Origin of the sequence: Paenactinomyces guangxiensis (assembly GCF_016055185.1) — a bacterium.
GTDB lineage: Bacteria > Bacillota > Bacilli > Thermoactinomycetales > Thermoactinomycetaceae > Paenactinomyces > Paenactinomyces guangxiensis.
In genome coordinates, this window is the sequence record NZ_JAECVR010000010.1 from 105,412 (window position 1) to 118,519 (window position 13,108).

The 13,108-nt window shown below is 47.9% G+C and carries 13 protein-coding genes; 9 read left to right on the plus strand and 4 right to left on the minus strand.

What is annotated here, in order from left to right; all coding sequences use genetic code 11:
* Position 1: 1 nt before the first annotated feature.
* Complete coding sequence (acnA, locus tag I8U27_RS11100) at positions 2-2,725, minus strand: aconitate hydratase AcnA (protein WP_181752126.1); 2,724 nt, start codon at positions 2,723-2,725, stop codon at positions 2-4.
* Positions 2,726-2,946: 221 nt separating this feature from the next.
* On the opposite strand from acnA, the gene I8U27_RS11105 reads away from it, so the two are divergent.
* Positions 2,947-3,696: an IclR family transcriptional regulator gene (locus I8U27_RS11105; RefSeq protein ID WP_181752168.1), complete on the plus strand. Its 750-nt coding sequence runs from the start codon at positions 2,947-2,949 to the stop codon at positions 3,694-3,696.
* A gap of 164 nt (positions 3,697-3,860) precedes the next feature.
* Here I8U27_RS11105 and I8U27_RS11110 read toward each other — a convergent pair whose 3' ends face one another.
* Together I8U27_RS11110 and I8U27_RS11115 are read right to left on the minus strand one after the other, a co-directional pair.
* Positions 3,861-4,055, minus strand: a complete 195-nt coding sequence (locus tag I8U27_RS11110) for a hypothetical protein (protein ID WP_181752127.1) — start codon at positions 4,053-4,055, stop codon at positions 3,861-3,863.
* A 75-nt stretch (positions 4,056-4,130) separates the two neighbouring features.
* On the minus strand, positions 4,131-4,742 hold the full coding sequence (locus I8U27_RS11115; RefSeq protein ID WP_232345381.1) for a pyridoxamine 5'-phosphate oxidase family protein: 612 nt from the start codon (positions 4,740-4,742) through the stop codon (positions 4,131-4,133).
* A gap of 94 nt (positions 4,743-4,836) precedes the next feature.
* Here I8U27_RS11115 and I8U27_RS11120 point away from each other — a divergent pair, with 94 nt between their 5' ends.
* Entirely contained in the window at positions 4,837-5,670 is an 834-nt protein-coding gene (locus tag I8U27_RS11120; RefSeq protein WP_181752129.1) for a GntR family transcriptional regulator, read from the plus strand.
* Entirely contained in the window at positions 5,667-6,284 is a 618-nt protein-coding gene (locus tag I8U27_RS11125; protein ID WP_181752130.1) for an aminotransferase class I/II-fold pyridoxal phosphate-dependent enzyme, read from the plus strand. The genes I8U27_RS11120 and I8U27_RS11125 overlap by 4 nt, the downstream gene beginning before the upstream one ends.
* Before the next feature lie 159 nt (positions 6,285-6,443).
* Here the strand turns inward: I8U27_RS11125 and pdxR are convergent, their stop codons facing one another.
* Positions 6,444-7,931: a MocR-like pyridoxine biosynthesis transcription factor PdxR gene (pdxR, locus tag I8U27_RS11130; RefSeq protein ID WP_181752131.1), complete on the minus strand. Its 1,488-nt coding sequence runs from the start codon at positions 7,929-7,931 to the stop codon at positions 6,444-6,446.
* A 106-nt stretch (positions 7,932-8,037) separates the two neighbouring features.
* Here pdxR and I8U27_RS11135 point away from each other — a divergent pair, with 106 nt between their 5' ends.
* The 6 genes from I8U27_RS11135 (at position 8,038) to I8U27_RS11160 (ending at position 13,105) form a co-directional block, all read left to right on the plus strand.
* On the plus strand, positions 8,038-8,958 hold the full coding sequence (locus I8U27_RS11135) for a DMT family transporter (protein ID WP_181752132.1): 921 nt from the start codon (positions 8,038-8,040) through the stop codon (positions 8,956-8,958).
* Positions 8,959-9,129: 171 nt separating this feature from the next.
* Positions 9,130-9,849 (plus strand): radical SAM protein, encoded by a 720-nt coding sequence (locus I8U27_RS11140; RefSeq protein WP_181752133.1) that lies wholly within the window; start codon positions 9,130-9,132, stop codon positions 9,847-9,849.
* Positions 9,850-9,863: 14 nt separating this feature from the next.
* Positions 9,864-10,553, plus strand: coding sequence for a 7-cyano-7-deazaguanine synthase QueC (gene queC, locus I8U27_RS11145; protein WP_181752134.1), 690 nt, complete (start codon positions 9,864-9,866; stop codon positions 10,551-10,553).
* Between the two features lie 15 nt (positions 10,554-10,568).
* Entirely contained in the window at positions 10,569-10,955 is a 387-nt protein-coding gene (locus tag I8U27_RS11150) for a 6-pyruvoyl trahydropterin synthase family protein (protein WP_232345383.1), read from the plus strand.
* Positions 10,956-10,974: 19 nt separating this feature from the next.
* Positions 10,975-11,466 (plus strand): preQ(1) synthase, encoded by a 492-nt coding sequence (gene queF / locus I8U27_RS11155; protein ID WP_181752136.1) that lies wholly within the window; start codon positions 10,975-10,977, stop codon positions 11,464-11,466.
* Between the two features lie 211 nt (positions 11,467-11,677).
* Positions 11,678-13,105 (plus strand): RtcB family protein, encoded by a 1,428-nt coding sequence (locus I8U27_RS11160; RefSeq protein WP_181752137.1) that lies wholly within the window; start codon positions 11,678-11,680, stop codon positions 13,103-13,105.
* Positions 13,106-13,108: the final 3 nt, after the last annotated feature.

Below are 13,108 nucleotides of genomic sequence, written 5' to 3' on the forward strand. Positions count from 1 at the left end.
GTTAAACCGTCACTTCTTCTTTGTCGTTTAAGATTTGACGCAGAACGGTTTGCAGGATTCCGCCGTTGCGATAGTACTCAACATCAACAACACTGTCGAGACGGACCAGCACCTCAAATTCGATAGAGGAGTTATCCGGCCGGGTCGCACGTACTTTCAAAGTTTGGCCCGGTTGTACGTCATCGCTCAGGCCGATGATGTCGATGGTTTCTTTGCCTGTTAAGCCAAGGGATTTCCAGCTGTCCCCATTGGTAAACTGCAGGGGCAGGACACCCATGCCGACAAGATTGCTGCGGTGAATACGCTCGAAGCTTTCGGCGATCACCGCTTTAACGCCGAGCAGGTTGGTTCCTTTGGCTGCCCAGTCACGGGAGCTTCCGGTGCCGTATTCCTTGCCGGCCAGCACCACGAGCGGAGTGCTGTTCTTTTTGTATTCCATTGCGGCATCATAGATGGACATCACTTGACCGGTTGGCACATGTTCAGTAACTCCGCCTTCGGAACCCGGGACCATCTGGTTGCGGATGCGAATGTTGGCAAAGGTACCGCGGGTCATGACACGGTCGTTACCGCGGCGGGAACCGTAGGAGTTAAAGTCTTTGAGCGCGACACCGTTCTCTTGCAGATATTGACCGGCCGGGCTGTTTTTGGCGATGCTTCCGGCAGGGGAAATATGGTCAGTCGTGACAGAATCGCCGAGCAGGGCCAGAATATTTGCCCCATGGATCGGTTTAATGCTTTCCACATCGGCAGCCATATCAACGAAGAACGGCGGCTCTTGAATATAGGTTGATGTTTCATCCCATTCGTAGAGAACACCTTTGGGAGTCGGCAACTGGTTCCAACGCTCGTTGGCGTCAAAGACACGTGCATACTGGCTGCGGAATTGTTCAGCACTGATCGCTTCTTTCATTGTGTCGCTGACTTCCTGAGAACTGGGCCAGATATCTTTCAGATAGACGGGCTGGTTATTTGTACCGTAGCCGATCGGTTCTTTATCAAAATCGATGTTTACGGTTCCGGCAAGTGCATAGGCGACCACCAGCGGCGGGGAAGCGAGGTAGTTCGCTTTTACCAGCGGATGGATGCGGCCTTCAAAGTTGCGGTTGCCGGAGAGAACGGAAGCGACGGTTAGATCGTTTTCTTCAATCGCTTTGCTCACATCATCGGACAGAGGTCCGCTGTTCCCGATACAGGTCGCACAACCGTAACCGGCAACGGTGAAGCCTAATTGAGCCAGTGGGTCAATCAAATTTGCTTTGGTCAGATACTCTGTTACAACTTTGGACCCCGGGGTCAGGCTGCTTTTTACATAAGAAGGTACGAACAGTCCTTTTTCGACGGCTTTTTTCGCCACCAGACCGGCACCAACCATCACACTCGGGTTAGAGGTATTGGTACAGCTGGTAATGGCAGCGATCACGACGGCACCGTTTTTCAATTCGTAGGAGGAGCCGTCTGACTGTTCCACTTTTGCTGTTTTGGCAACCTCATCTTCAGACAGGCCAAATCCGCGCTCTTCAATTGGCTTGCGAAGCGTTTCGTTCCAGGCTTCTTTCATTTTGGTTAACTCAATGCGGTCCTGGGGACGTTTGGGACCGGATAAACTCGGAACGACATCGCCCAGATCCAATTCAATGGTATCAGTAAACTCAGGATCGGGAGTATCATCCGTACGGAATAAACCCTGTGCCTGGTAATATTCCTTGACTAATTGCACCAGGCTTTCATCACGTCCGGTGTTGCGCAGATATTGGAGAGATTCTTCATCTACCGGGAAGAAGCCGACAGTGGCACCATATTCAGGGGCCATGTTGGCAACAGTTGCCCGGTCTGCCAGGCTGATGTTGCTCAATCCCGGACCGTAGAACTCGACAAACTTGCCTACTACGCCTTTTTTACGCAGCATTTCCGTAACGGTAAGTGCCAGGTCGGTAGCGGTAGCCCCTTCAGCCAGTTTGCCGGTCAGCTTGAATCCGATCACTTCAGGAGTGATAAAGTAGAGCGGCTGCCCAAGCATACAGGCTTCTGCTTCAATACCGCCAACTCCCCAGCCGACAACACCGAGGCCGTTAATCATGGTGGTGTGGGAATCGGTACCTACGAGAGAGTCGGGGAAAACAACTGTTTCGCCGTTATCTTCACGAGTAACAGCAACACTTGCCAGGTACTCCAGATTGACCTGGTGAACAATCCCGGTTGCCGGTGGAACAGCGCGGAAGTTATCGAGCGATTCAGCTGCCCAGCGGAGTAAACGATACCGTTCTTCGTTGCGTTCAAATTCCAGATTCATATTGTATTCAAGTGCGTCCCTGGTACCTGCGCGGTCCACCATCACTGAGTGGTCGATGACGAGATCAACGGGAATAAGCGGATTGATACGCTCCGGATTTCCGCCCACACGTGCCATGGCAGACCGGAGAGCGGCAAGATCAACCACTGCCGGTACACCGGTGAAATCCTGCAGGACGATCCGGGCGGGTTTAAAGGCGATTTCCTTATCTGAACGTTTATCCGCCCAGGTTGCCAGTTGCTCAATGTGTTCTTTAGTCACAGATTTTCCGTCATATTGGCGAACAGCTGCTTCTAACAATACTTTGATGGAGAAAGGAAGCTTGGAAATATTGCCAACGCCCTGTTCTTCCAAACTGCCCAGGCGATAGTAAGCATACTCTTTGCCGCCGGAAGACAGTTTTGAGCGGACATTATATAAATCGTTTGCCATTCGGGTAACCTCCTAGCTTAAGGCAAATTGAATAAAAAGGCCTGGTTTTTGTTTCATCTAATGGAACACAGTTTCTAATTTCGTAATCATTATACAATGGAATGAAAATGTTGTATACCCCTTAACCGAAAAATGGTCTGATTAAGTGTTTTATATTTAAGAAAGGAGGAGTATAATGATTGAAAACAGGTTTCGTAGAGCGAAACACGGAGGGTGTTCATTTGAGTGAGGAGAAGAAATTAACGGTTCGGGCTGCGGAACGGGCTTTGGACATTTTACTCTGTTTTGTGCGTGAGCCCCAGCTGGGAATGATGGAGATTGCCAAACGAACGAAACTGAGTAAAAGTACTGTTTTCCGTTTGCTTGCCACTTTAGAAGCCAAAGGATTTATCAAGCGTGACCCGCAGACTGAGAAATACCAGCTGGGGTTTCGCATCTGGGAACTGGCCGCCAACCTGGACCACTCGGATGACCCGGCCGTTTTGTTCCTGCCGGAGATGGAGCGCCTGCGGGATGACCTTGATGAAACTGTCAGCTTATATGTCCGGGACGGTAAAGAGCGCATTCGCATCCAAGCGGTGGAAAGCAAACAGGCGATCCGCCGCGTAGCTCCTGTGGGAGCGCGCATGCCCCTGTCAGTGGGGGCTTCAAGCAAGGTATTAGTTGCTTATGGGGATGAAGAGTTGAGGCAACAAGTTCTCTCTGATCCTTTATGGCCGTCCGGCATTGATCAGGAAGAGTATCAAGCCCAGCTAAAGGAGATCAGGGAGAAGGGGTATGCGATCAGTGTCGAAGAGCGGGAAGTCGGTACCGCGGCGGTTTCCGTTCCTGTATTCAACCGGGAAGGACGGCTTATCGCTGCTCTCGCAGTGTCAGGCCCCGTTTCCAGAATGAATGTGGAAAAAATGATTCAGTTCGCTCCCCGGCTGAAGGATGCAGCAGAAGAGATGGGGAGAATGGTGAAAAGTTAAATGAACAAACCCCCTTTCCGGTTCATATCGGCTGATAACGGAACCCGCTGTTCCAACACGTTGTCACCAGCTCATTGATATTCCGGAGGGGGTTTCTATATGCTTTCAAGGCGGAAACCTTGCCTGCTAATCATCATGGAGATAACCATTGGATGGCTTTTCAGCTATTCATCAATACTGGCTTCAAACCTTCTGCTCAGCAGCTGTTTGATCTTTTCCGCTTGTTGTTGATGCCATTCATCCTTATAATCTTTTAAAATCTTATAGCTCTGAAGCAATGCAAATTCAATGATGGCCGCTTCCTCAGCATCAAATGTTTTCATATACTGGTCGTTCATATCACCGACATTTTTATCCACAGGAATCCCTCCTCATCTTAAGTGTAGACAAGGAAAGGGATCGTTAGGCATATTGGATATGTTTTTTTGAGTCACTTACTTTAGTCTGTTTCCAAGGTCATCCTCTTGTTTACGGCCCGGATAATACATTTGACCGGGATTTCCCGAATCTTCTTTTGCTGTGATCCGGTCAGGATCGATTCTGCAGACAACGGTGGCGCTTCCCATGGAGGAACGGTATTTTTCCACATGCTTTTGTGACAGAGGTTTTGCAAAATACCCGGGAACATATTTATCCAGCATTGACTGCAAGGCTTCTGTCGCTTCACGGGGATCGGTGACGACATGTACACTGCCAAAAACCATCACACTCAAATAGGCAGTTCCCGTTTTGGCAGGTACGGGATTGGTGATCGTTCCCAGATCTTGTGCCACAGTGAAACAGATGGTTCCTTCTTTTTGCAGGGCATCAAATTTCCGTCCCTGGTCGCTCCCGTGAAAATAAATCTTTTCATTGTACCAGGTGAAATTGAGAGGTACTACATAAGTGCCTTCCTCGTCATATAGACCAAGATATCCCACACGTGTTGAGTTCAACAATTCTGTAACCCGTTCATGATCTTTTACCTCCTTTGTGATCCTTCGTAAAGGTCGCCCTTCTTTACGGGAAAGAAGGGAGTGAAGCGGGCAGCTTTTCTCTTGGTTCAACTCTTTTCCTCCTCCGGCTTCCATTGTTCTGTTAATATGAAATAAACAGAACAATGGAGATAAATTTTTAAGAGTATATAGAGGAGAAAAAACAATGTCAATCCCTTATTTGCGAATAGAACGGTCCAGCCGTGTGCCTCTGTCTCAACAAGTAGCAGAACAATTGGTCCAAGCGATTCGCGCGCGCAGAATACAACCCGGACAATCCTTGCCCACTGTGCGTCAACTGGCTTCTTTTGTCCAGATCAGTCTTGAAACGGCACAAAAGGCTTATCATCTTTTGCAACGCGATGGATGGATTATCTCCCGGCCGCGTCACGGGACGATTGTATCACCGAATCTCCCTTCCTCCATTCCCATGCTGCCGCCCAAAAGGGAGCAGCAGAGATTCGAGCTTTTACAGCAGCTGAAAACATATGCACATCTACCGGGAATGTTCCCCGTTTCGGGCATCTCTCTTCCTCCTGATGAAACGATCAGGACAGGATTGAAGGAGGTTGCCGGGAAGGCGGTGGAACTGGCGCTTCATATGGAGGAGCATGATCCCTTCGGGTTGCTTCCATTAAGGTCGAAGATTCAGGGGCTGTTGATTGAGAAAGGATTTTGGAGCGAACTGTCTTCAATTTGTATGGTAAACGGAACTCAACAGGCGATCTCGTTACTGGCAGACCAACTGCTCACCACAGAGGATGTTGTGGGGATTACGGAGATGTGTTACTTGCCGGTCAAAGAGGTTTTTCAACAGAAAGGTGCGCGTGTGATTCCGATTCGCCAGGACAGGAACGGAATTGATCTGACACACCTGGAAGAAGTATGCAAAAATGAAAAACTCACTTATCTTTACACTATGCCGAATGCCCATTATCCGACCGGAGAGTCCTGGTCGGCCGAAAAAAAGAAGCTGTCCTCAAGATGGCCTCTGAGATGAATTTTTCTATTATTGAGGACGGATATTACAGCGAATTGTATTTTACGCCGCTGCCTCCTGCCACTTTGTTTACAATGGCTTCAGACCTTCCTTCCAATCGCCGGGTGTCTGTGTTTTACTTCAGCTCTTTCAGTACGATTCTTCATCCCAACTTGCGGATCGGCTATCTGGTCATCCCTCCTGAATGGGCAAAACGTTTTCAATACGCCAGGGATACCACCACTTCTCTTGTCAGCCAGCAGCTTTTGTTGCAACTGTGGGAAACAATCCAATTGCCGGAATATCTCGCGCAATTACGGAAAAAGTTGTGCTATGCCCGTAACCGCATGATAGAAAGTTTAGAAGAGTGGATTCCGCAAGGATACACATACAGTTATCCGCAAATGGGCGTCAGCGGGTGGGTTTATGCACCGGCTGCTTTTAATGGGCTGGACTTTTTTGAACGGTGTCTGGCTGAGCATGTGTTTGTCATGCCGGATGAAGCATTTGCCGCAGAAGATCCCGTTCCAGGATTTCAAGTTAAATTTGGCCATATCCCCCCGCAAATGTTGGACGAAGGGATCAAACGGATTGGACGGGTATTGCAATCCAACTTCCGGACGAGTCGTCAATGAGGAGATGGTCCAGGGGTTCCATACAGCAGCAAAGATCCTGATCCAGATGATTGACCAGATTCTGCACCCATGTGGGCAGGGGGAGAGGGGATTCCTTCTTCCTTTTCGTCTCTATCCGATATCCGGTAAGAAGGAATTGCCTTGCTGCTGTTGCTGATTTTAGAAAACGGGAAATCTAGTGGCAATTGTCCCGGCTGAGGAAGAGGACAAAATGTGGCACAGTATACGGATTCCCAACTCAAGCTGGTTCTCTTCCAAATATGAATAGCTGATTCTCAGATGATGAAATTCAGGCTGGCCCGGATAACAACTTGACCCCGGAAGGAACGAAAGGCTCTCCTTTTTCGCCTCATACACTAATTCATCGGCGTTGATTGTGCCGGGGAGAGTGATCCAAATATTTATGCCGCCGGATGGAACTGTCCAGGTGACGTGTTGGGGTGCGTAATTGCTTAACAGCTCAATCACCTTGTTCCGCCGTTTTTTTAAAGCGGTTTTCAATCTCTTGATATGTTTTGGCATTTGCGGGGAACGAATGAAAGATGCGACTGCCCGCTGTGTAAGGAGTGGACTTCCAAGATCGGCATTCGCTTTGGCGGCGACTAACCGATCCATCAATCTTCCGGATGCGGCTGCGGCACCAACCCGGCATCCGGGAGACAAAATCTTGCTAAACCCTTTGATATAAACCACATGTCCCTCCTGATCCTGTGCCTTGATCGGAGCAGGAGCGGTCTCTGTAAAACTAGTCTCACTCCACGGGTCGTCCTCAACGATCACCGATTGGCAGACTTGAGCAATCTCCAATAGCTGAGAGCGTCGGCGGGGACTCATGACGGCCCCGGTTGGATTCTGGTAATCTGGGATCGTGTAAATCACTTTGGGGGGATGGGTATCGCACAAAGTGATGAGTGAGTCTATACGCATTCCTTCTTGATCAACAGGGATGGGGATGATAGTCGCGCCCCGTTCCCGGAATACATCAATCGCAGTTGAGTAAGTGGGGGCTTCTGTAACCACCACATCTCCCTGACCAACAAAACAGCGGGCAATGAGGTCAATGGCCTGTTGGGAACCGTTTGTCACCAGGATTTCCTCCGGTTTTAAAGAAAGGTTCCGGCTGGACAAGTAATTGGCTGCCGCTTTGCGAAATTCAAGATCTCCTTCAATCGGGCCGTATTGAAACAGAGGGGTGGAATCGTTTTGCAGTAACTTTTGTACCTCTCGATTAAATTCCTGTTGAGGCAGCAACGATGGGTGGATAGATGCGACCGATAACGGCAGCTTGAGGTTGTCTGTTTGAAACAATTGTTGTTGCCTCCAGTACTGGGCCCTAGGCAAATAATCGGGAATCGATAACTGCCACTCCTGTGATTTGAGGCGTCTCTTCTGTTTTTCCTCTCTTTTTTCCGTCCTCTTCACGAATGTCCCTTTTCCCTGCTCCCTAACAATATAACCATCTGATTCTAACTGATTGTAGGCTCGCACAGTCGTCATCGGGCTTACATTTAATTGTTTGGAGAGTGTCCGTACAGAGGGTAACAACGCTCCTTCTTCAAGCAAACCGGAGCGAATGCGATCGGCGATTTCCTGGTAAATCTGTTTGACAATCGGGACACCTGCATTTCTCTGCAGCCGGATGTGCATGGAAAACCCTCCTTGAAGTGTTATCATCGTAAGTTGACTGTTATACATATATATGCCGTATATTCTTGCAAAATATTATAACAGTAATACGATGGAGGTGTCACACTTGATTTACGCATATATTTTTATGTGCCTGATTTTCGGAACCACCTTTTTGGCGATTAAAGTGGGGATTCAATCAGGGGCTGCTCCCTTTATGTACGCCGGAGTGCGGTTTGCTGCAGCCGGGGTGATGATTTTGTTGTATTTAATAATAAGAAAGATTTCATTCCCTAAAGAGTTAAAAAGTTATCTGAACCTGGCCTTTACCGGGTTATGCATGACTGCAATCCCGTTTGGCGCTCTGTATTGGGGTGAACAATATGTTTCTTCCGGAATGGCCGCCTTGTTAACAGCAACAGGCCCGTTCATGATTACTGCCATTCAATCTGTGAATGAGAAGAGGCTTCCTCATTTTGTCCAATTCGCCGGACTTTGTGCCGGACTGATTGGAGTATATCTTGTCGTTCTACCCCACCTGGAAGCAGGCTTTTCTTCTGTCGGGTTAAAGGGAGCCCTGGCAATCGTTGGATCTGAGTTCGCTTTTGCTCTGGGGACAATTCGCTCCCGAAAGCTGTTAGCCAGAGGGATGACTCCCTTGATGTTAAACGGATTTCAAATGTTTTTCGGAAGCCTGGGCCTGATTCTCGCCTCCCTTCTCTTTGAAACAAATCCATTTTCTTTATCGGGCGGGAGTGGGTTGGCGATTGGATCATTACTCTACCTGATTCTGTTTGGCTCTATAGTCGCCCAGGGAATCTATTACTGGCTTGTACAACGGACAAATCCGGTGTTCCCGGCTACCTGGCTGTATCTCTCACCTTTGATCGCATTGCTTGTTGGCTTCCTCTTTTTAAATGAAAGGGTTCATTGGCTTGGAATCACGGGGTCCCTGTTGATCCTGGCCGGGGTCTTTTTAACAAATTTCAAGGATTGGAGAAAGATGCTCCGACTAAGGCAGAGCGAAAGAAGCAGCCTGGCTAAATAACCAACATTATTCCTTATGTCTTGGATCGCGTCTGAACATTGCGCAATCCTCCGGCACAGTTGCGAATCGTGGATTGTATCTGATAGCATGGGCTTTAGCGGAAAAAAGAAAGTAAAACCTTGTAACTGTGAATGGGGATTTTGATAGATTGGAAAGAGAAAAGAGGTGCAAATGTTGCAGGATACACTCGGGCAAATGGAAGACCCCAGGCTGCCGATGGTAGAAGTTTTTCAGACGGTGGAAGGGGAGGGGACGAAAGCGGGATTTCCCACTACTTTTGTCCGCGTCTTTAACTGCAATTTACGCTGTACGTGGTGTGATACTCCTTATAGTTATGCCCCGGCAAAACCGGAGTATTTTGCAACCATTTCCGAGATTGTGGAGCAAGTCAAACAGTACCCCAGCAAATATATCTGCCTGACAGGCGGGGAACCTTTAATGCATGGGCGGAAATCTCTTTTATTGCTCAAAGCTTTGGCCGGGATCGACACGGTTGAGGATATTCATATAGAAACCAATGGGGCGATTCATCTAGGGCCCTTTCATGAACTGCGGGAAAGTGATCCGTTGACGGGCAAAAAAGCCCGCTTCATTTTAGACTATAAACTGCCGGCCAGCGGTGAAAACGAAAAAATGATCCTCGAAAATTTTTCTTATCTTCGTGATTCGGATGAAATCAAGTTTGTGATCGGCAGTGAAGAGGATTTCAAAATGGCTGTGGAAATCGTAGAGCGATGGGTGAATAAAGGAGTTCCGCTGTTTAGTCCCGTTTGGGAAACGATGAGCCCGGAAAAGCTGGTTTCACTTATATTGAAACATCAACTGACCAATGTAAAACTAAATCTGCAGATTCATAAAGTGATCTGGGACCCTGATGCCAGAGGAGTTTAAGGGGAGGAGTAGCAATGAAAGAAAAAGCAGTCATTGTGTTAAGCGGCGGCCTGGATAGTACCACTTGTATGGGGATTGCCCGGGACAAGGGGTTTGAACTTTATCCGATTACTTTTTTCTACAATCAGCGCCATCAAAGGGAAGTTGAACACGCCCGGCAGGTAGCTCAACATTATGGAGTTGCAGACCGCCATAAAATAGTGAACGTCTCTTTTTTGGGTGACATTGGAGCCAGTGCACTCACCGACCGGAACATTGCCGTCCCTACAACAGGTGTGGGAGAAGACATCCCCAAAACATATGTGCCGGCACGCAATTTAATCTTTTTGTCGTTAGCTGTAGCATATGCTGAAGTGATCGGTGCAAAAACTCTTTATACCGGGGTCAATGCAGTTGATTACAGCGGCTATCCCGACTGCCGCCCCGAATTTATCCGGTCATTGACTGAAACGGTAAACCTGGCAACCAAGGCGGGAGTCACCAGCAAGGATAAAATCAAAATTGAAACCCCCCTCATCTCTTTGACCAAAGGGGAGATCATTCAACGCGGGCTTGAACTGAATGTCCCTTATGAGCTGACCACCTCTTGCTATCAAGGAGAAGAAGAAGCTTGCGGAGTTTGCGACAGTTGTCTCCTTCGCTTAAAAGGCTTCACGGAAAATAATGTGGTTGACCCAATCCCCTATAAAGCGATCACGACTTGAAGCAGGTGGATGAACATGCGCGGAAAATATACGTTAGTGAAACATTTTTGGCTCTCCTGCGCCCATCGTGTCCCGGGTGCCGGAAAATGTGAACGAATTCATGGCCATAACTATAAGGTAACCTTTTGTGTGCAAGGGTACCAATTGGACGGGCAACAGATGCTCATCGACTTTCGCCAGGTCAAACATGCCATTGAAAAAAAGTTTGACCATCATTTGTTAAATGACTTTCCGGAATTTAATCCGCAACAGGGCGGAAGTGCACCAACCACTGAAAAAGTGGCGGAAGTATTTTTTAATATCATTGATGAGCTGTGTGCAAAGAAGGAAAATAAGCCTGTAGTTAAATGGGTGGAAGTACAGGAAACAAATGAAGCCTACGCCAGATATGAACGAGTGTAGCGGTATGGGAGGAAACAAGATGGGAGAAAGTCATTCTGCATTAAGCCTCAAACAGTTGGGGAACAAAGAAACCCAATATCTGTTTGAGTATAATCCGGGTGTTTTGGAAGTTTTTGATAACCGGCACCCGGATACCGATTATTATGTAAAATTTAACTGTCCCGAATTTACCAGCCTGTGTCCGATAACCGGACAGCCTGATTTTGCTGCCATCTATATTAACTATGTACCGGATCAAAAGTTAGTGGAAAGCAAATCATTGAAACTGTACTTATTCAGCTTCCGTAATCATGGAGATTTTCATGAAAATTGTATTGTTACCATCATGAAAGACCTGATTCGATTGATGGACCCCAAGTATATCGAGGTCTGGGGCAAATTCCTGCCCCGCGGAGGCATCAGCATCGATCCTTATGTCAACTACGGCAAGAAAGGGACAAAGTGGGAAAGGATCGCCGAGGAACGATTGGCCAGACATGATCTTTACCCGGAGAAAGTGGATAATCGTTAATGCCGGTCAAATGAAGTGACCCCAACTGATTTGGATGGGGTCTTTTTTTGTTTTTGTGAAAGAAAATATTTTAAAATGAACTAAAATTTAGTATAATAGTCCTCGCCCCTTTCTTATCTGTGGAAGGAAATGGTTCCCGGTGTCTGGCGAGGATCGCTCCTTACGAGATCTGTTGCGTGACTATCATATTTGCATGTAAGGAGACTTAAAGATGTTTAAAGATCATGGAAAAAACCACAAAGAAGTAACATTGCCACACGGAAAACTGCATGTCTTTGCTAACGATGAAGTTTTTTCTTCACTGGAAAACAAAGTATATGAAATGGCAGATCATAATCTCTCTATTCCGCGCAATCGGTATATGAGCTATACCCCGGATGCCCATGTGGGCATAGGTACTTGTATTGGTACAACTGCTGTATGGAACATGGGTGATGGCTTTGTGTCGCCTTCTATTGTCGGTTCAGATATTGGCTGTGGAATGAGAGTTCATCTGACCCCGCTTTGCAAAGGAGACATTCAGGATAAAACATTGCGCAGGGAGATGATCCAGGCTGTTGAAAAATATGTACCTGCCAATGAACGGGCTTCTTCACACTATAAAAATATTCGGGTGGAGAAGATTGTCAAAGACGGGATTCATGGTTTGCCGCCCCAGTATGTTCCCGATATGTACACGCCAAAAAATCGCCGCTCCATCACACATGTGGAACATGCCAAATTTGAGTATAACCATGATTTTCTTGAATATATACCTGAGAAAATGTGGGCCCAGGCCTGGAAACAGATTGGCACACTGGGGGGCGGAAACCATTTTATCGAAATCCAGTATGTAAAGATCAATGAAGATAAAAGGGAGATCGCCGAGAAATGGGGATTGTTTGACGGCCAGGTGGTGGTGATGATCCACTCCGGGTCCCGCGCCTGGGGCGGTATGCTCGGACCACGGTATACCAAAGATTTTCGGAAAGCAATGGACACCTGGGGAGTGGGCACCCCTGACCCCAACCTGGTTTATGCCCCGATCAACTCGGAAGTGGGGCAAAGGTATATTCACTTAATGTACTCCGCTCTGAACTATGCGGTCGTCAATCGCCATATGCTGGCATTTGGTGTCCGTGCAGGGTTGAAAGATGTATTTGGCTCCGATTTTGAGATGCCTGTGCTCTATGATTTGATGCATAACTATGCCTTGAAAGAATTCCACCGCAATCAGCCGATGTTGGTCCACCGCAAAGGGACGACCCGTGCCTTGCCGGCAGGACACTTCCTCAATGCAGGCCCTTACAAGGAAACGGGTCATCCAGCTTTGATTCCAGGTTCAATGGGTACCTCCTCCTATATCATGGTGGGAGAACAAGAAGGCGAGAAAAACTTTTATTCCATCTGCCACGGTGCCGGCCGCGTCCGTTCCCGCCGTGCCACGAAAGAGCTTGTCTCCGTCGACGAGTTTGCCCAATCGATGAAAATCGGAACAGATGATGAAGTGCTGGTAAACCAGCGCACGCTGGAAAGCATTCTGGATGAGTGCCCGCAAGCATACAAAGATGTAGACCAAATCATTGACTCGGTTGTCGGGGCGGGCCTGGCTTCCGTGGTGGCTGAATGTAAGCCGATGGCAGTGATCAAAGGGCTTTAAAGT

Coding starts and splice junctions, on each gene's coding strand:
- acnA (WP_181752126.1), bottom strand. CDS start 2,725: ATGGCAAACGATTTATATAATGTCCGCTCAAAACTGTCTTCCGGCGGC.
- I8U27_RS11120 (WP_181752129.1), top strand. CDS start 4,837: ATGTCAATCCCTTATTTGCGAATAGAACGGTCCAGCCGTGTGCCTCTG.
- I8U27_RS11125 (WP_181752130.1), top strand. CDS start 5,667: ATGAATTTTTCTATTATTGAGGACGGATATTACAGCGAATTGTATTTT.
- pdxR (WP_181752131.1), bottom strand. CDS start 7,931: ATGCACATCCGGCTGCAGAGAAATGCAGGTGTCCCGATTGTCAAACAG.
- I8U27_RS11140 (WP_181752133.1), top strand. CDS start 9,130: ATGTTGCAGGATACACTCGGGCAAATGGAAGACCCCAGGCTGCCGATG.
- queC (WP_181752134.1), top strand. CDS start 9,864: ATGAAAGAAAAAGCAGTCATTGTGTTAAGCGGCGGCCTGGATAGTACC.
- I8U27_RS11150 (WP_232345383.1), top strand. CDS start 10,569: ATGCGCGGAAAATATACGTTAGTGAAACATTTTTGGCTCTCCTGCGCC.
- queF (WP_181752136.1), top strand. CDS start 10,975: ATGGGAGAAAGTCATTCTGCATTAAGCCTCAAACAGTTGGGGAACAAA.
- I8U27_RS11160 (WP_181752137.1), top strand. CDS start 11,678: ATGTTTAAAGATCATGGAAAAAACCACAAAGAAGTAACATTGCCACAC.